The organism is Sodalis sp. RH16 (genome assembly GCF_047324245.1).
In the GTDB taxonomy this organism is placed as follows: domain Bacteria; phylum Pseudomonadota; class Gammaproteobacteria; order Enterobacterales; family Enterobacteriaceae; genus Acerihabitans; species Acerihabitans ligni.
In genome coordinates, this window is sequence record NZ_CP178737.1 from 4,928,270 (window position 1) to 4,945,481 (window position 17,212).

The following is a 17,212-nucleotide window of genomic DNA, read 5'->3' on the forward strand; positions in this document are numbered from 1 at the left end:
TGGGCGAATCCTGGGGATATCATACGTTGCGGCGCAGCCGGGATGAAGCCGTCTGTCACAAAAAGTTGACAGACGGAAAGAAATTCAGCCATCGGACCGGAAGCGCCCGCCGCCGGTCAGGGAAGGTTTTTCCGCTCAAGGAGAGATTTCAGCTGGCCGATGAGTTCACGGCGGTAATCGCCCAGGCGCGGCTTGTCGCCGTTTAGCCAGGGCAGCGGGCGGCAAAGCTCCATCGCTTTGATACCCAGCCGCGCGGTCAGCAGCCCGGCCCCCATGCCCTGCGCGATGCGGGCCGAGAGGCGGGCGGCCAGATCCTGCGACATCCAGTCCATACCCATTTCGCGGACCCATTCGCTGACGCCGGCGAATGCGATATTCAGCAGCACCAGCCGGAACAGACGTATACGGCTGAAATAACCCACCTCGATACCGTATATCGCCGCGATTCGATTGATTAACCGCAGGTTGCGCCAGGCGATAAACCCCATATCCACCACCGCCAGCGGACTGACCGCGATCATCAGGGCGGATTCGGCGGCGGAGCGGCTGATTTCCCGCCGGGCGCGGCGGTCGATAACCGGCTGCACCATGCGGGCATACAATTCCACCACCTCCCGGTCGCTGTGGGTATCCTGCAGCGCGGCCAGCCAATGCACCAGGGCCGGGTGGCCCTGGCGGATACCGGCCCGTCCGGCCAGGCCAAGGCAAAACTCCCGGCCCTGGCCGAGGGCGTGGCTGCGCAGCAGCTCGCCGGCGCGATCGCGCTCTTCGGCCCGCTGCCGCAGACGATAGAGCCGGCGCCATTCAGCCGCCAGCGAACCGGCGCCGGCCAGGATAATCAGGGCGCCCGCCCCCAGCGTACCCAGGGCGAACCAATCCTGTTGCTGCCAGGCCCGGCCAAACCACGATCCCATCTGCGCCAGTGCGCTTATGGCGAACAATCCCGCGCCGGCCGTCACCAGGCGGCGCCAGATGCTCCGTTTGGGCTTTAACGCGTCGTCCAGCCAGCGCTCAGGCCGCCCCGGTTTATTTTCACCGGCATCGGTTTCGTCGGCGTCCCCCAGCGGCTCGAAGACTATTTCCTGCTGCGGATCGAAAACCTGCGCACGCCGCAGCGCGGGCTCTTCGGGGACAACAACCGGTTGTTCAAAATCAATGCGGGCTTGAATGGCATCCTCACCGGGACGGTGAGCCTCCATGCCGGGTTTAATAGGTTCGGTCATCGCAATTTATCCCCCAACAGAAACTCCATCACCGCATCCAGGCGGATATGGGGCAGCGGCATATCCGGGTCCATCTGCCGCGGCCGGAAATCTTCGAACTGAAAACCCTGCTTATGCCAGAACGCCGCGCCGGGCAGCCGCGGGGGGACGTCGCCGGGATAGAGCGTCAGCGGCTGGCTGTCCCGCAGGCGGAACCCCTTCAGCGCCGGGATGTTTTTCCCCTGCAAGGCCACCGTGCCGCCCTCGGTGGCCCGCACCGAGGCCAGGCCGGCGCACTCCATGGCGATGCCTTCAAAGGCGGCGTTACGCCAGGCATCCTGAATCAACTGCTGCAGCAGCGACACCAGATTGGCCTGCTGATCGGCGGTGATGTGATCCGCTTTACTGGCGGCGAACATCAGCTTATCGATGCAGGGAGAAAACAGCCGGCGGTAGAGCGTACGTTTGCCGTAGTGGAAACTGCGCATCAGCTGGCTCAAGGCCAGACGCATATCGTTAAAGGCATCGGGGCCGCCGTTCAGCGCTTGCAGGCAGTCCACCAACACTATCTGGCGATCGAAACCGGTAAAATGATCTTTATAAAACCCTTTTACCACGGTCTGGCAATAATAGTGATAACGCTCCCGCAGCATACCGAGATTGGTGGTTTTCGGCGCCTGGAGCAATTGGCTTTCCGGCAGGGTTCCACCCGCCGGCCAGGGGAAAAACTGCAGCGCCGGCGCATCCGCCATGTCACCGGGCAACACAAAACGTCCCGGCTGGATAAAATACCGGCCCTGCTGTTTGCAATGCAGCAGATAACGGGTGTATTGCGCGGCAATCTCCGCCAGCGCACGCTCATCCGCCGGCGCCAGCGGATCAAGGGCGGCGCATTTTTTCAGCCAGGGCCCGGCCCATAAAGCGCGATCTCCCTGCAGCAATCCGGCCATTTGACCGGACCAGCCCAGGTAATCCTGCTCCAGCATCGGTAAATCCAGCAGCCATTCCCCCGGATAATCAACGATTTCCAGATAGAGGGTGCCGGTATCCTTGATATGGCGCCACAGCGCATCCCGGGACCGGTAGCGCAGCGCCAGCCGCATTTCGCTGACGCCGCGGGTAGGCAGGGGCCAGGCGGGGGGCGTGCCGTATAACGCGGCGATGCCTTCATCGTAGGCGAAACGGGAAATGCCCAGATGGCGCTGCGGCACCCGCTTGGCCCCCAGCAGGCGGCCGCCGTCCGCCGCTGAAAACATCGGCAGGCGCGCGCCGTTGTTCACCATCAGCAGTTGATTGACAAAAGAGGTTATAAAGGCGGTTTTGCCGCTGCGGCTTAATCCGGTTACCGCCAGGCGCAGATGGCGATCGATGCCGCGATTCAGCCATTGATTCAGAGCGTCCATTCCAGTTTTCCACATGGCAAAAGTTGATTATGTCGTGGATTGCATCCCCAGACAAATCCGGCTCTTTGTCCGTTGCTTCATCATCAGCCGGCAAACCCGGCGCCGCGCGTGTTATAGGTGGCGGAACCGGTTACGCAGGCCAAAGGTTTCGGAGGTGACATAACGTTCGACCCGGCGCAGATGCTGCTCGCTGTCCTTAAGCTGCATTTCCAGCACGTCCAGTTGCCGGCCGGGGGGCATGGCGGCGGAATCAGAACCTTCGGCACCCGCCGGCGCGGGTTCCAGCCAATACGCCAGGATGGCGTAAGCGATGATGGTCAGCATAAACAGTCCGAAAAACATCGACAGCACCACGATAATCCGCACCAGCCGCACCGGAATATCAAAATAGTGCGCCAGGCCGGCGCAGACCCCTTTGATCATGCCCTCGTCGGGCCGGCGGAACAGCTGTTTTTTCATTATTCCATTCATCCTATTGTTGCCTCCAGTCGGGGTATTCCGCATCCAGAATATCCTCCAACGCCCGGATACGCGTCTGCATCCGCTGCGCCTCTTCCTGGAGCTGCGCCAATCGCCGGGCATCCTGCGTCTGAAAAAGCGACCCCTGCCGACGGCGATTGCCATAATGCAACCACAGCCATACCGGCGCCACAAACAGCAAAAACACGGTCAAGGGTATGGCGAGCACAATCAACACTGCAGTCATGATGACTCCTTATCATCGGGAAGGCGGCAACTCGCATTATTTAGGGTAATTGCTCATTGATGAATCTGTTGCCAACGTGCTCGGCCGGGACGGTTTACTCTTCTGGCAGCCTGTCCCGCCTTATTGACGCCGAGTACGTTTGTCAGCGGCCTGCATTATTCGGTTTTATTCATTTGCGCTTTCAGGGCCGCCAGCTGTTGGCTGATTTCATCATCCGCTTTCAATTCGGCGAACTGCTGGTCCAGCGATTTTTGTTTGCCGAAGCCGACGCTTTCGGCCTCGGCCTCCATGCTGTCGATACGGCTTTCGAACTGTTCAAATCGGGCCATGGCTTCGTCGATTTTACCGCTGTCCAGCTGACGGCGGATATCCCGGGAAGAAGCGGCGGCCTGATGGCGCAGCGCCAGGGTTTTCTGGCGGGCGCGGGTTTCCGCCAGCTTATTCTCAAGCTCGCCTATTTCACGTTTCATGCGATCCAGCGTTTCTTCAATCACCGACACGTCCTGATGCAGGGCGGCGACAATTTTGGTGAGGCGCTGCTTTTCCATCAGCGCGGCGCGCGCCAGGTCTTCTTTGTTTTTGGTCAGGGCCAATTCGGCTTTTGCCTGCCAGTCGGCCTGCTGCGTTTCCCCCTGGCTGATACGCCGCAACAGCTGTTTCTTTTCCGCCAGCGCCTGGGCGGAGGTGGTGCGCACCTCGACCAGGGTATCCTCCATTTCCTGAATCATCAGGCGGACCAGTTTTTCCGGATCTTCCGCCTTATCCAGTAAGGCATTGATATTGGCGTTCACGATATCGGTGAAACGAGAAAAAATACCCATTGCAGATCCCCTTTATATCTAGCCGGTTAACGACTGAAAATGTGTTCATAATGAACATGCCCTACAGAGGGGATTACAAATAGCGTGCCAATAATGCACGAATTTTAATGCATTGATTTTATATGTTTTTTATAATTGCTCTTCATTGGGCTTCCGCTATAGTGATTATATATACCAACTGTTGGCGAAATTCACCATGGCGGATCATCATGAAAACCTGCTGGGGCAATCCAATAATTTCCTGGAAGTGCTGGAACAGGTCTCCCGGCTGGCGCGGCTGAACAAGCCGGTGTTGGTCATCGGCGAACGGGGAACCGGTAAAGAGCTGATAGCCCGGCGGCTCCATTACCTCTCCCCCCGCTGGCAGGGTCCGTTCATCTCCCTTAACTGCGCCGCCTTGAATGAAAACCTGCTGGATTCGGAACTGTTCGGCCACGAGGCAGGGGCCTTTACCGGCGCGCAAAAACGTCACCAGGGACGGTTCGAGAGGGCGGACGGCGGCACCCTGTTTCTGGATGAGCTGGCCACCGCGCCGATGATGGTGCAGGAAAAATTACTCAGGGTGATTGAATACGGCGAGCTGGAACGGGTGGGAGGCAGCCAGCCGCTGCAAGTGGACGTCCGGCTGGTGTGCGCCACCCATGCCGACTTGCCCCGCCTGGCCAAAGCCGGCGATTTCCGCGCCGATTTGCTGGACCGGCTGGCGTTTGACGTGGTGGCGCTGCCGCCGCTGCGGGCAAGGCAGCAGGATATTATGGTCATGGCGGAGCATTTTGCCATCCAGATGTGCCGGGAAATCGATTTGCCGCTGTTTCCCGGCTTTACCCCGGCGGCGAGACAAACGCTGCTGGCGTATTACTGGCCCGGCAATGTCCGGGAGCTGAAAAACGTGGTGGAGCGGTCGATTTATCGTCACGGCAGCAGCGATCGTCCCTTGGACGCAATACTGCTCGATCCCTTCGCGGCGGTGAACGCCGCCGCCGACCCGGACGAGACGCCCGACGGCGCCCCGGCGGCGCTGCCGCTGGATTTGAAAGCCTGGCTTGAACAACAGGAGAAATACTGGATAGAGCGCGCGCTGGCGCAGGCACGGTATAATCAGCGCCAGGCCGCCGATCTGTTGTCATTGAGCTACCACCAGCTGCGGGGGATAATGAAAAAACACGCCGTTAAGGTCAGCGCATAGCCCTGATGATAGGGCGCCAGGTGTCTGCTAATGCTTCTCACTATCATTTGCAAAGCTTTTTGATGATAACCGTTCTCATCCTTTTATTCCGGTGGCGGCGTTTTCAGGCGCAATCCGGCCAATTGGCGCTTTTAGCGCCGATCCCGCCGGATTATTGACGGCATAAATTGGGTGTCGCGCCAGAGTGAGGTAAACTGGAACCATTATCCGGTAGGATCCAAGTGGTTATGGGAATAAAACGTTCTTCTATACTGGCGCTGTTATGGGTAACCGTCATGGCGTCGTCGGGGCTGCCCACGATGGCGGCCCAGACGCCCTCCCCGCCTGACATTCGGCAAAGCGGCTTTGTTTATTGCGTGAACGGCTTGCTGAATACGTTCAACCCGCAAATGGCCAGCAGCGGGCTGACGGTGGATACCCTCTCGGCGCAAATCTACGATCGTCTATTGGATGTGGATCCCTATACCTATCGGCTGATCCCCGAACTGGCGCAAAGCTGGGAAGTGCTGGACAACGGCGCGACTTATCGTTTCCATTTGCGCAAAAACGTTCCGTTCCAGCGCACCGCCTGGTTTACGCCCACCCGCAATTTGAACGCGGACGACGTGGTGTTCAGCTTTGCCCGCATGTTTGATATCCACCACCCTTACCACGATGTCAACGGCGGCGACTATCCCTACTTCGACAGTCTGCAGTTTCCCGACTCGGTGCAAAGCGTGCGCAAGCTGGACAACGACACGGTGGAGTTTCGGCTCAACAGCCCGGATGCTTCCTTTCTCTGGCATATCGCCACCCACTACGCGCCGGTGCTGTCGGAGGAGTACGCCGAACAGCTCACCGCCGCCGGCCGGCAGGAACAAATCGATCGCCAGCCGGTGGGCACCGGACCATTCATGCTTAACGAATACCGGGCCGGCCAGTTTATCCGCCTGCTGCGCCATGACGCCTACTGGCGCGGCCGGCCGCGGATGTCGCAGGTGGTCATCGATTTGGGCGCCGGCGGCATCGGCCGCTTGTCCAAGCTGCTGACCGGGGAGTGCGACGTCCTGGCCTATCCCGCCGCCAGCCAGCTTCCGGTGCTGCGCGACGACCCGCGCCTGCGGCTGACCCTTAGGCCCGGAATGAATATCGCCTATCTGGCGTTCAATACCGCCAAACCGCCGCTGGACGATGTGCGGGTGCGCCAGGCCATCGCACTGTCCATCAACAATCAGCGCCTGATGCAGTCCATCTATTACGGCACCGCCGAGACCGCCGCCTCGATCCTGCCGCGCGCCTCCTGGGCCTATGACAACGAGGCCAAGGTCAGCGAATATAACCCCGACAAGGCGCGGGCGCTCCTGCACGCCATCGGCAAAGACAACATGGAGCTGCGTTTATGGGTGCCCACGGCCTCGCAATCCTATAATCCCAGCCCGCTGAAAACCGCTGAGCTTATCCAGGCGGACCTGGCGCAGGTGGGCATCAAGGTGATTATCGTCCCGGTGGAGGGCCGGTTCCAGGAGGCCCGGCTGATGACCATGAACCACGACCTGACGCTGGCGGGCTGGTCTACCGACAGCAACGATCCGGACAGCTTCTTCCGGCCGCTGCTCAGCTGCGCCGCCATCCGCTCGCAAACCAACTATGCTCACTGGTGCCAGCCCCTGTTCGACCAATTGCTGCGCTCGGCGCTGCTGTCGCAGCAGCTGGCCGGACGCATGGAGACCTACCGGGATGCGCAGCGAATGCTGGAGGAGCAGCTGCCGGTACTGCCGCTGGCATCGTCGCTGCGCCTGCAGGCCTATCGCTACGATATCAAAGGATTGGTGCTCAGCCCCTTCGGCAATGCCTCCTTTGCCGGGGTTTACCGGGATGACTCCCAGGAACCGAAACCATGATTATATTTATCCTGCGCCGGCTGCTGCTGCTGCTGATTACGCTGTTTTTCCTGTCGCTGGTGGGCTTTAGCCTCAGTTATTTCACCCCCAGCGCGCCGTTGAGCGGCGCGGCGCTCGCCGATGCCTATTTCTATTACTTCAACGGCCTGCTGCATCTGGATTTCGGCGTGTCCAGCATCAATGGCCAGTCCATCGGCCAGCAGCTGCGCGAAGTGTTCCCCGCCACCCTGGAGCTATGCATACTGGCCTTTGTCCTGGCGCTTATCGTCGGCATCCCCCTGGGCATCGTCGCCGGGGTGACGCGCAATAAATGGCAGGATATCGGCATCAGCATCTTCGCCTTGCTGGGCCTGTCAATGCCGGTGTTCTGGCTGGCGCTGCTGCTGACGCTGTTTTTCGCCCTGCATCTGGGCTGGTTTCCGGTCTCCGGGCGTTATGATCTGCTCTATCAGATTAAACCGGTTACCGGCTTCGCCCTGCTGGATGCCTGGCTTTCCGATTCCCCATACCGCCACGAAATGATAACCAGCACCCTGCGGCACATGGTGCTGCCCATCATCGCCCTGGCGGTGGCCCCCACCACCGAGGTGATAAGGCTGATGCGCATCAGTACCGACGAGGTGTTCGCCCAGAATTACATCAAGGCGGCGGCGACCCGCGGCTTGACGCTGACCACCATTATCCGCCGGCATGTTGTGCATAATGCCCTGCCCCCCATTATCCCCAAACTGGGATTGCAGTTTTCCACCATGCTGACGCTGGCCATGATTACCGAGGTGGTCTTCAGCTGGCCCGGCGTGGGCCGCTGGTTGATCAACGCCATACGCCAGCAGGATTACGCCGCCATTTCCGCCGGCGTCATGGCGGTGGGATCGCTGGTGATTGCCGTCAATGTTCTGGCGGATGTGGTGGGCGCGCTGGCCAATCCGCTGCGCCATAAGGAGTGGTATGCTCTCCGATAATATTTATCGCGAAAAACGCATGGCCAGTCCGCTGCGTTATATCTGGCGCATCTTTTACCATGACGCCATGTCGATGATCGGCCTGTACGGTTTTATGCTGCTGATCCTGCTGTGCGTGTTCGGTTCGGTGGTGGCGCCTTATGCCCTGGATCAGCAGTTTCTCGGCTACCAGCTCCTGCCGCCCTCCTGGTCGCGCTACGGCGATGTCTCCTTCTTCCTGGGCACCGACGATCTGGGCCGCGATGTGCTCAGCCGCCTGTTAACCGGCACCGCCCCCACCTTCGGCGCGGCGCTGCTGTTAACCATACTGGCTTGTGCCTTCGGACTGCTGCTGGGAGTGCTGGCGGGCATTAGCCGCGGCCTGCGCTCGGCGGCGCTCAATCATGTGCTGGACACGCTGTTATCCATTCCGTCGCTGCTGCTGGCCATCGTGGTGGTGGCGTTTATCGGCCCCTCCCTCGGGCACGCCATGCTGGCGGTGGGGCTGGCCATTTTACCGCGTATCGTGCGCACGGTTTACGGCGCGGTGCATGACGAACTGGAAAAAGAGTATGTGCTGGCGGTGCGCATCGACGGCGCATCGATGCCGCATATCCTGCGCTATGCGGTGCTGCCCAATATCGCCAGCGTCCTGGTGTCCGATTTCACCCGCGCCCTGTCCATGGCCATTCTGGATATCGCCGCCCTCGGCTTTCTCGATCTCGGGGCGCAGTTGCCGTCGCCGGAATGGGGCGCCATGATGGGGGATACGCTGGAACTGGTCTATGCCGCGCCTTGGACCGTGATGCTGCCGGGAGGCGCCATTATGTTAAGCGTGCTGATCGTGAATATACTGGGCGACGGCATTCGCCGCGCCATGATTGCGGAGGTGGAATAATGCCGTTAATGGATATCCGTAATCTCACTATCGAATTCATGACCGCCGAAGGGCCGGTGAAAGCGGTGGATCGGGTTAGTTTCACCCTGGTTGAAGGGGAAGTGCGCGGTCTGGTGGGTGAATCCGGCTCCGGCAAGAGCCTGATAGCCAAAGCCATCTGCGGCGTCACCAAGGATAACTGGCGGGTCACGGCGGACCGGTTTCGCTTCGACGACATCGATTTATTGCAGCTGAGCCCGCGCCAGCGGCGCCGGCTGGTGGGCCATAACGTCTCGATGATTTTCCAGGAGCCGCAATCCTGCCTCGATCCGTCGGAAACCATCGGCCGCCAGCTGATTCAGGTGATCCCGGGCTGGACCTATAAAGGGCTGTGGTGGCAACGGTTCGGCTGGCGCAAACGCCGGGCCATCGAGCTGCTGCACCGGGTGGGCATCAAGGATCATAGCAATATCATGGGCAGCTATCCTTACGAGCTCACCGAGGGGGAGTGCCAGAAGGTGATGATCGCCATCGCCCTGGCCAATCAGCCCCGGCTGCTGATTGCCGACGAGCCCACCAACGCCATGGAACCCACCACCCAGGCGCAGATATTCCGGCTGCTGGCGGGTCTGAACCAGAATAACAACACCACCATCCTGCTGATCAGCCACGATATCCAGATGATGAGCAAATGGGCCAACCGTATTAATGTGCTCTACTGTGGCCAGACTGTGGAGAGCGCTACCTGCGAGGAGCTCATAGCCACCCCCCATCATCCCTACACCCAGGCGCTGATCCGCGCCATTCCGGATTTCGGCCGATCCATGCCGCCGAAAAGCCGCCTGAATACCCTGCCCGGCGGCATTCCCTCCCTGGAGCATTTGCCCATCGGCTGCCGCCTGGGGCCCCGCTGCCCTTACGCGCAGAAAACCTGTATTGAAATGCCGCCGCTGGAGCCGATAAAGAACCACTGGTTCGCCTGTCATTTCCCCCTCAATATGGAAGGGCAATAAGCATGGAAACCCTATTGGAAGCCCGCAACCTCACTAAAACCTTCCGTTATCGCAGCGGCTTGTTCCATAAACACCAGGTTGAGGCGGTGAAGCCCCTGAGCTTTATTCTGCGGGAGGGGCAAACCCTGGCGATTATCGGCGAGAACGGTTCGGGCAAATCCACCCTGGCGAAAATGCTGGCGGGCACGGTGGAGCCCACCGGCGGCGAGCTCTTGATCGATGACCATCCGTTGACCTTCGGCGATTACCGCTATCGCAGCCAGCGCATCCGCATGATTTTTCAGGATGTAGGCAATGCCCTGAATCCCCGCCAGCGCATCGGACAGCTGTTGGACGTACCGCTGCGGCTCAACACCGCCATGACGCCGACGGAGCGTGAACAGGCTATTAACCTGACCCTGCGGCAGGTGGGGCTGCGCCCGGATCACGCGTTCTATTACCCCCATATGCTGGCGCCGGGGCAGAAACAGCGCGTGGGCCTGGCCAGGGCGCTTATTCTGCGCCCGAAGGTTATCGTGGCCGACGAAGCGCTGGCCTCCCTTGATATGTCGATGCGCTCGCAAATCATCAACCTGATGCTCGAGCTGCAGGCCAAACAGGGTATAGCCTATATCTATGTCACCCAGCATTTGGGCATGATGAAGCATATCAGCGACCAGATCATGGTAATGCAGGACGGCGAGGTGGTGGAGCGCGGCAATACCGCAGACGTGCTGGCCGCCCCGCTGCACGATCTCACCAAGCGGCTGATAACCAGCCACTTCGGCGAGGCCCTGACGGCGGACGCCTGGCGGCGCGATGCCGCCATGCCATAGCAAACCCGGAGTATATCCGGCGACGGCGGGATATGGCCCGTTTATCCGCGGCGGATATTCCAGAGAGGCGGGGTATACACTTGTAACGGTTGTTCATGGTACACTCCGCCGGTTTATAAACGTCGAATGTCGCGTCGCTGGCGCTACGATCGCATGTAAAAATGATTACAAGGATTAATGCTATGGGTTTTCTTACCGGTAAGCGCATTCTGGTCACTGGCGTAGCCAGCAATCGCTCCATCGCCTTCGGTATCGCGCAGGCGATGCATCGCGAAGGTGCCGAACTGGCATTTACTTACCAGAACGATAAACTGAAATCACGGGTTGAGGGATTCGCCGGTGAATTGGGTTCCAGCATCGTATTACCCTGCGATGTGGCTGAAGATGCCAGCATCGAAGCGCTGTATGTCGAACTGGCCAAGGTATGGCCGAACTACGACGGTTTCGTGCATGCCATTGCCTTTGCCCCGGGCGAGCAGCTGGACGGCGATTATGTGAACGCCGTGACCCGCGAAGGCTTTGCCATCGCCCACGATATCAGCTCCTACAGCTTTGTCGCCATGGCGAAAGCCGGCCGCCATATGCTGAATCCGAATTCGGCCCTGGTGACGCTGACTTACCTGGGCGCCGAACGCGCCATACCCAACTATAACGTCATGGGACTGGCCAAGGCGTCCCTGGAAGCCAATACCCGCTACATGGCCAACGCCATGGGCCCGCAGGGCATACGCGTCAACGCCATTTCCGCCGGCCCCATCCGGACCCTGGCGGCTTCCGGCATCAAGAACTTCAAGAAAATGCTGTCTTACTGCGAATCGGTGACGCCGCTGCGCCGCGTGGTGACCATCGAGGACGTGGGCAATACCGCCGCGTTTCTGTGCTCCGATCTGGCCTCAGGCATCACCGGGGAAGTCATTCATGTGGACGGCGGCTTTAATATCGCCTCCATGAACGATCTGGAACAGAATTAACCCCCCGCCCGGCCCTGCTTACACCTCCCTGTTTATCCTGTCCGCCAGCCAGACGGCGGCGAAGGCGAACAGGGTTTTCGCCAGCGGCGTTGCCCGGCCGGGCTCGGCAACCACCACGGCGCCCTGTCGTTTCATGGCGGGCAGCCGTATCGGCGCGCTGAGCAAATCCGGTGTCATTCCGGGCAGCAGATGCCCGCGGGGCATGATGCCGCAGCCCAGCCCGACAAAAACCCCCTGCAGCAAATGAAAGATCGAGGCGCTTTCCAGAGCGATATGCGGATGCAATCCCTCGCCCCGGAAATGTTCGTCCAGATAGCGCCGGAAGTAGCGGCTGGGTTCGGCCAGGCACAGGGGAAAGGCGGCCGCCTGCGCCAAAGTCACTACGGACTGGGGGGAAAGCCCGGTGAAGTGCGCGGGATGGAACACCAGATCCACCCCCCGGTCCGGCAGCGGCGCCACCTGGAAATGCAGTTCCTGCAAGAGGTTCAGCTCAAAGAAGCCAACGCCGATATCCACGCTGTGATTAATCAGCGCTTCCAGCAATTGATCGGCGCTGAGCACGTTGACCTGATATTCGAGAGCGGGGTATTCCAGCCGGGCATCGAACAACAGCTGGGCCAGGGGAATGCCGCACTGCGGCACGATGCCGATGCGCAGCGTGCCCGCCAGTCCCTGCTTGAGGGACTCCACTTCCAGCTTCAGCCCCTGGTAGACCGAGACGATTTCCCGCGCCCAGGACAATACCCGTTCCCCTTCGGCGGTAAACCCCTGGAAACTATTGCCGCGATGGATCAGCGCCACGCCGAGCTCCCGCTCCAGATTTTTCAGGCGCGCGGAGAGGGTCGGCTGGCTGACGAAGCTCGCTTCCGCGGCGCGGCCGAAATGACGCTCCCGCTCAAGATTGCATAAGTAGATTAGCTGTTTTATATCCATCGGTTCCTTCCGGCCAAAGGCGGTAATATTGATAGTCCTGATTGAATGGGTGACTGGTGGGGACAGGATGCCAGCGGAGTAAACACGCCGTGAATCCGTCCATGGCGCGGGCGGTTTACTTCTCTCACATCCTGTCCCGCCTTATTGACCTTGGGCGAATTCATCAGCAATCTAATTATTATACCTTAAGGTTGTCGATAATTGTCCTGTTAGGTAGTGACCCCCAGGGTAACTTTGACATCCTGGGCGATTTTTTCCACCTGCGGACCGTAGATCACCTGGACATCGTTGTCGCTGACCCGCTTAACCCCGCTGGCGCCGGTAAGCATCAGGGTCCGGTCGATTACCTGCTTCATATCCTTGACCCGGACCCGCAGGCGGGTAAAACAGCAATCCACATCGGCGATATTCTGCTGGCCGCCGAGGCCGGTGATGATATTTTCCGCCCGCTCGTTGGCCAAGAGAGGTTTGCGCTCGGTGGCCTCCTCTTCCTGGGTCTCGCGGCCGGGGGTTTCCACCCGCAGCCGGGTAATAATCAGCCGGAAGCCGAAGTAATAGACCGGAAAATAAATCAGCCCCAGCAGTACCGCATACCACCAGTGGGTTTTGCTGCCGCCGAGCACGCCGAACACTACCAGGTCAATGGCGCCCCCCTGAACATTGCCAATCATCAGATGGAAAACGTCCATGAGCATAAACGACAGGCCGCACAGCACCGCATGAAAAAGATACAGCACCGGTGAAACGAAAACAAAACAGAACTCCAGCGGTTCGGTGATACCGGTGGTAAAGGACGCCAGGGCGCCGGCCATCATCAGGGCCTTGACCCGCTTTTTATGCTCGGGACGGGCGCAATGGTACATCGCCAGCGCCGCGCCGGGCAGACCGAACATCATTACCGGAATTTTACCCTGCGCCAGAAACCGGGTTGACTCGCGCACCTGCTCGTCGCTCAACAGCCCCGGATGGGTCAGCGTGGTATTGAAAATATTCAGCGCGCCGACGATGGCATGGTTATCCACCGTCACCATGCCGCCTATGGGGGTAAAGCGCACGGTTTCATTAAGGATATGATGCAGGCCGGTGGGAATCAGCAGCCGTTCGAAAAATCCCAATAAGAAGGCACCGTACTGGCCGCTTTGTCCGATCAGGTTACCCACCCAGGCGATGGCCGCGCCGATGGTGGGCCAAATAAGCGACAGGACTACCCCCAGCAACGGCAGCACCACCACCGTGATGATGGGGACGAACCGCCGTCCGCCGAAAAAGCTCACCGCCGTCGGCAATACAATGGTATAGAAACGGTTATGCAGCGCCACCACCGTCAGGCCGGCAATTACCCCGCCCAATACGCTCATATTGAAAGTGAATATCCCCAGCATCGGCGTGAACTGAGCGGAAAGCATCTGTGCCGCGGTGGGCGTCATGCCTTTGGCTATCAATGCCGGCACGGTGGTGGTGGTGGCGGTGAGGTTCTGCGCCGCCAGGCTGGCGCTAACCCCCACATGCATGGCGATAAAACCGATGACCGCCGCGAAGGCCGCGGTGGGTTTTTCCGCCTTTGCCAGACCTATGGCGCTGGCCACGGCAAAAAACAGCGGCAGGTTGGCGAACAGCGCGCCGGCCACCTGCCGGATGAACCCGATAACCAATTGGGGATACTTCAGGCTGGCGAACGCGTCGCCGGTTACCGCCGGATTCTGCATGGCCGCCGCCACCCCGAGAAAGATCCCGGCGGCGGCAATCACCGAAATCGGCATCATTAACGCTTTGCCGAATCCATGCACCTTACTGCTTAGATCGTTCATCAGCATTGCTCTCTTCCTCATAATTAACCAGGTAAGTATGAGCCAGTATTGGCTGCGCCTGATCCCGCGGCGGCGGCAATGGCTGAAAATATGAACGCTATCACAAAAGATTAACCTGCCTTGGTGCGGTTTAAAGCATGGAAAATTAAAAGATGAAGGGACTTTAGGCAATAGCCGCCGTCTATCCTGCGATTAGGCTATTCAATTAGACGGTGTTATCAAAACTGCCTAGAATTAACCTCATTAACCCAAATAGCTAAAAATATTTTAACAAATATTTATCTTCATTCACCTGCGAAACGAACTTATGAAATTTAAACCTGCGATTAAACCTTATACCGGCGCGGCGGGTGGCTGGGGTTCTTTGGAAGCGACCACCCGTTATGTCAGGGACAGTAAACAGACCTTCAAAAATATCCGTAATTTAATGCGGGTAAACAAATCAAAAGGCTTCGACTGTCCCGGCTGCGCCTGGGGCGATGACAATACCAGCACCTTCAGTTTTTGTGAAAACGGCGCCAAGGCGGTGAGCTGGGAAGCCACCCGCAAGGCGTTGGACGCGGATTTTTTCGCCCAGAACACCGTCAGCAAACTCTATGAGCAAAGCGATTATTTCCTTGAGTACCAGGGACGTCTGACGGAGCCGCTGCGCTACAACCGGGAAACCGATCGCTATTACCCGGTAAGCTGGCAGGAGGCGTTCGACCTCATCGCCAGCCATATGCGCGGACTGGACAATCCGAACCAGGCGGAACTTTATACCTCCGGCCGCGCCAGCAATGAATCTTCCTACCTTTATCAATTATTCGGCCGGATGTTCGGCACCAATAATTTCCCCGACTGTTCAAATATGTGCCATGAGGCCAGCGGCAGCGGCCTTAAGCAAAGCATCGGCGTGGGCAAAGGCACCATTCACCTGAATGAATTCGAACAGGCGGACGCGATTTTCGTTTTCGGCCAGAATCCGGGCACCAACCATCCGCGTATGCTGCACAGCCTGCGCCACGCCGCCGATCGCGGCGCGCGCATCGTCACCTTTAATACCTTGCGGGAACGGGGATTGGAGCGTTTTGCCGATCCGCAGAACCCGCTGGAGCTGCTGACGCCAAAATCCGGCCGTATCAGTTCCAGCTATCTGCAGCCCAATCTCGGCGGCGACATGGCGGCGGTACGCGGCATGGTGAAAGCCCTGCTGGAAATCCATCGACGGCAGCTGGCGGAAGGCCGGCCCGGCCTGTTTGACCAAACGTTTATTGACAGCCATACCCAGGGCATGGAGGCTTACCTGGCGGCGGTGGATGCCACCCCGTGGCAGCATATCATCCGGCAGTCGGGCCTGAGCGAGCAGCAGCTTCGCGACGCTGCGGACATCTACCGCGGCGCCGATCGGGTCATTTGCACCTGGGCCATGGGTATTACCCAGCACAAGCATTCGGTTCCCACCGTGCGGGAAATCGTCAATCTGCAACTGCTGTTCGGGCAGCTTGGCAAACCGGGGGCCGGATTATGTCCGGTGCGCGGCCACAGCAATGTGCAGGGCAATCGCACCATGGGCATCGACGAGAAGCCGCCGGCGGCCTTGCTGGACAGTCTGGCGGCCCATTTCGGCTTTACGCCTCCGCGCGCCCCCGGACACAGCACCGTTGAGGCGCTAGAGGCCATGCTGCGCGGCGAGATCAAGGTACTGATTGCCCTGGGAGGCAACCTGGCGGCCGCGGCGCCGGATACCGCCCGCACCGAGCACGCCTTGCGCCGTTGCGAACTGACGGTACATATCAGCACCAAGCTTAACCGCAGCCATCTGGTTACCGGCGGCGATGCGCTGATCCTGCCGACCCTTGGCCGCACCGAGCTCGATATGCAAACCGCCGGCAGCCAGTATGTCACCGTGGAAGATTCGTTCAGCATGGTACACGCCTCGGAAGGGGTAAATCCGCCGCTCTCCTCCTTGCAGCGCTCGGAAACCGCCATCGTCGCCGGCATTGCCGCAGCGGTGCTGGGTAACGAAAAATTGGACTGGACCGCCCTGGCGGGTGATTACCGTCTCATCCGCGATCATATCGCCGCCACCGTGCCCGGTTTCACCGATTTCAACCTTCGCTGCGAACAGCCGGGGGGATTTTACCTCGGTAACGCCGCGGCTGAACTGCGCTTCAATACGCCCAGCGGCAAAGCGGAATTCAGCGACGCTCCCCTGCCGGATACCCTGTTTCCGCAAATCGCCGGCCGGACGGTGCCGTTTACCCTGCAAACCCTGCGCTCCCATGACCAGTACAACACCACCATTTACGGACTGGACGATCGTTATCGCGGCGTATATGGCCAGCGGGAAGTGGTGTTTGTCCATCCGGAGGATTTGGCGGCGCTGGGCTTGCACGACGGCGATCGGGTGGACATCGAAACCCTGTGGCACGACGGCATCAGCCGAAAGGTCAGCGGTTTCAAGGTCATTAGCTATGATATTCCCCGCGGCAACCTGGCGGCCTATTATCCGGAAACCAACCCGCTGGTGCCTTTGTCCAGCTTTGGCGACGGCACCCATACCCCGACCTCCAAATCCATCCCGGTGCGTCTGCTGGCGAACAAGGCAACGGATACGGCGCGAATTATTTAAACCGTCGCATCGACACCGCCCCCCCTTGCCGGGGCGGGCGGC

The 17,212-nt window shown here is 59.5% G+C and carries 15 protein-coding genes; 8 read left to right on the forward strand and 7 right to left on the reverse strand.

The window, feature by feature from the left end; translation table 11 throughout:
• Nucleotides 1-116: 116 nt before the first annotated feature.
• The 5 genes from ACL2XJ_RS22440 to pspA form a co-directional block, all read right to left on the reverse strand.
• Nucleotides 117-1,223, reverse strand: a complete 1,107-nt coding sequence (locus tag ACL2XJ_RS22440; protein ID WP_413724544.1) for a YcjF family protein — start codon at nucleotides 1,221-1,223, stop codon at nucleotides 117-119.
• Nucleotides 1,220-2,605 (reverse strand): YcjX family protein, encoded by a 1,386-nt coding sequence (locus ACL2XJ_RS22445; RefSeq protein WP_203521320.1) that lies wholly within the window; start codon nucleotides 2,603-2,605, stop codon nucleotides 1,220-1,222. Before ACL2XJ_RS22445 ends, ACL2XJ_RS22440 begins: the two co-directional genes overlap by 4 nt.
• A 111-nt stretch (nucleotides 2,606-2,716) precedes the next feature.
• On the reverse strand, nucleotides 2,717-3,076 hold the full coding sequence (gene pspC / locus ACL2XJ_RS22450) for an envelope stress response membrane protein PspC (RefSeq protein ID WP_413724545.1): 360 nt from the start codon (nucleotides 3,074-3,076) through the stop codon (nucleotides 2,717-2,719).
• A gap of 1 nt (nucleotide 3,077) precedes the next feature.
• The gene (gene pspB, locus ACL2XJ_RS22455) at nucleotides 3,078-3,311 is read right to left on the reverse strand and encodes an envelope stress response membrane protein PspB (protein WP_132921449.1); all 234 of its coding nucleotides are present in this window, start codon (nucleotides 3,309-3,311) and stop codon (nucleotides 3,078-3,080) included.
• A gap of 155 nt (nucleotides 3,312-3,466) precedes the next feature.
• Nucleotides 3,467-4,132: a phage shock protein PspA gene (pspA, locus tag ACL2XJ_RS22460; RefSeq protein ID WP_413724546.1), complete on the reverse strand. Its 666-nt coding sequence runs from the start codon at nucleotides 4,130-4,132 to the stop codon at nucleotides 3,467-3,469.
• 196 nt (nucleotides 4,133-4,328) lie between these two features.
• On the opposite strand from pspA, the gene pspF reads away from it, so the two are divergent.
• The 7 genes from pspF to fabI all read left to right on the forward strand — a co-directional run bounded on the left by pspF (nucleotide 4,329) and on the right by fabI (nucleotide 11,815).
• Nucleotides 4,329-5,318 carry a phage shock protein operon transcriptional activator gene (gene pspF, locus ACL2XJ_RS22465; protein ID WP_413724547.1) on the forward strand — a complete coding sequence of 330 codons (990 nt, stop codon included), beginning with the start codon at nucleotides 4,329-4,331 and terminating at the stop codon, nucleotides 5,316-5,318.
• Nucleotides 5,319-5,545: 227 nt separating this feature from the next.
• Nucleotides 5,546-7,198: an ABC transporter substrate-binding protein SapA gene (gene sapA / locus ACL2XJ_RS22470; RefSeq protein WP_203521317.1), complete on the forward strand. Its 1,653-nt coding sequence runs from the start codon at nucleotides 5,546-5,548 to the stop codon at nucleotides 7,196-7,198.
• The gene (gene sapB / locus ACL2XJ_RS22475; RefSeq protein ID WP_203521316.1) at nucleotides 7,195-8,160 is read left to right on the forward strand and encodes a putrescine export ABC transporter permease SapB; all 966 of its coding nucleotides are present in this window, start codon (nucleotides 7,195-7,197) and stop codon (nucleotides 8,158-8,160) included. Before sapA ends, sapB begins: the two co-directional genes overlap by 4 nt.
• Entirely contained in the window at nucleotides 8,147-9,037 is an 891-nt protein-coding gene (gene sapC / locus ACL2XJ_RS22480) for a putrescine export ABC transporter permease SapC (protein ID WP_132921444.1), read from the forward strand. Before sapB ends, sapC begins: the two co-directional genes overlap by 14 nt.
• Nucleotides 9,037-10,029, forward strand: coding sequence for a putrescine export ABC transporter ATP-binding protein SapD (sapD, locus tag ACL2XJ_RS22485; protein WP_132921443.1), 993 nt, complete (start codon nucleotides 9,037-9,039; stop codon nucleotides 10,027-10,029). The genes sapC and sapD overlap by 1 nt, the downstream gene beginning before the upstream one ends.
• 2 nt (nucleotides 10,030-10,031) lie before the next feature.
• Nucleotides 10,032-10,844: a putrescine export ABC transporter ATP-binding protein SapF gene (gene sapF, locus ACL2XJ_RS22490; protein ID WP_132921442.1), complete on the forward strand. Its 813-nt coding sequence runs from the start codon at nucleotides 10,032-10,034 to the stop codon at nucleotides 10,842-10,844.
• A 182-nt stretch (nucleotides 10,845-11,026) separates the two neighbouring features.
• Nucleotides 11,027-11,815: an enoyl-ACP reductase FabI gene (gene fabI, locus ACL2XJ_RS22495; protein WP_132921441.1), complete on the forward strand. Its 789-nt coding sequence runs from the start codon at nucleotides 11,027-11,029 to the stop codon at nucleotides 11,813-11,815.
• Between the two features lie 18 nt (nucleotides 11,816-11,833).
• On the opposite strand, the gene ACL2XJ_RS22500 is transcribed toward fabI, so the two are convergent.
• Both ACL2XJ_RS22500 and ACL2XJ_RS22505 read right to left on the reverse strand, forming a co-directional pair.
• Nucleotides 11,834-12,748 (reverse strand): LysR family transcriptional regulator, encoded by a 915-nt coding sequence (locus ACL2XJ_RS22500; protein ID WP_413724548.1) that lies wholly within the window; start codon nucleotides 12,746-12,748, stop codon nucleotides 11,834-11,836.
• A 209-nt stretch (nucleotides 12,749-12,957) separates the two neighbouring features.
• Entirely contained in the window at nucleotides 12,958-14,556 is a 1,599-nt protein-coding gene (locus ACL2XJ_RS22505; protein ID WP_413726944.1) for a PTS transporter subunit EIIC, read from the reverse strand.
• A 307-nt stretch (nucleotides 14,557-14,863) separates the two neighbouring features.
• Here ACL2XJ_RS22505 and ACL2XJ_RS22510 point away from each other — a divergent pair, with 307 nt between their 5' ends.
• Nucleotides 14,864-17,170 carry an FdhF/YdeP family oxidoreductase gene (locus tag ACL2XJ_RS22510; RefSeq protein ID WP_413724549.1) on the forward strand — a complete coding sequence of 769 codons (2,307 nt, stop codon included), beginning with the start codon at nucleotides 14,864-14,866 and terminating at the stop codon, nucleotides 17,168-17,170.
• Nucleotides 17,171-17,212 lie beyond the last annotated feature (42 nt).

Coding starts and splice junctions, on each gene's coding strand:
- ACL2XJ_RS22440 (WP_413724544.1), bottom strand. CDS start 1,223: ATGACCGAACCTATTAAACCCGGCATGGAGGCTCACCGTCCCGGTGAG.
- ACL2XJ_RS22445 (WP_203521320.1), bottom strand. CDS start 2,605: ATGGACGCTCTGAATCAATGGCTGAATCGCGGCATCGATCGCCATCTG.
- pspC (WP_413724545.1), bottom strand. CDS start 3,076: ATGAATGGAATAATGAAAAAACAGCTGTTCCGCCGGCCCGACGAGGGC.
- pspB (WP_132921449.1), bottom strand. CDS start 3,311: ATGACTGCAGTGTTGATTGTGCTCGCCATACCCTTGACCGTGTTTTTG.
- pspA (WP_413724546.1), bottom strand. CDS start 4,132: ATGGGTATTTTTTCTCGTTTCACCGATATCGTGAACGCCAATATCAAT.
- pspF (WP_413724547.1), top strand. CDS start 4,329: ATGGCGGATCATCATGAAAACCTGCTGGGGCAATCCAATAATTTCCTG.
- sapA (WP_203521317.1), top strand. CDS start 5,546: ATGGGAATAAAACGTTCTTCTATACTGGCGCTGTTATGGGTAACCGTC.
- sapB (WP_203521316.1), top strand. CDS start 7,195: ATGATTATATTTATCCTGCGCCGGCTGCTGCTGCTGCTGATTACGCTG.
- sapC (WP_132921444.1), top strand. CDS start 8,147: ATGCTCTCCGATAATATTTATCGCGAAAAACGCATGGCCAGTCCGCTG.
- sapD (WP_132921443.1), top strand. CDS start 9,037: ATGCCGTTAATGGATATCCGTAATCTCACTATCGAATTCATGACCGCC.
- sapF (WP_132921442.1), top strand. CDS start 10,032: ATGGAAACCCTATTGGAAGCCCGCAACCTCACTAAAACCTTCCGTTAT.
- fabI (WP_132921441.1), top strand. CDS start 11,027: ATGGGTTTTCTTACCGGTAAGCGCATTCTGGTCACTGGCGTAGCCAGC.
- ACL2XJ_RS22500 (WP_413724548.1), bottom strand. CDS start 12,748: ATGGATATAAAACAGCTAATCTACTTATGCAATCTTGAGCGGGAGCGT.
- ACL2XJ_RS22505 (WP_413726944.1), bottom strand. CDS start 14,556: ATGAACGATCTAAGCAGTAAGGTGCATGGATTCGGCAAAGCGTTAATG.
- ACL2XJ_RS22510 (WP_413724549.1), top strand. CDS start 14,864: ATGAAATTTAAACCTGCGATTAAACCTTATACCGGCGCGGCGGGTGGC.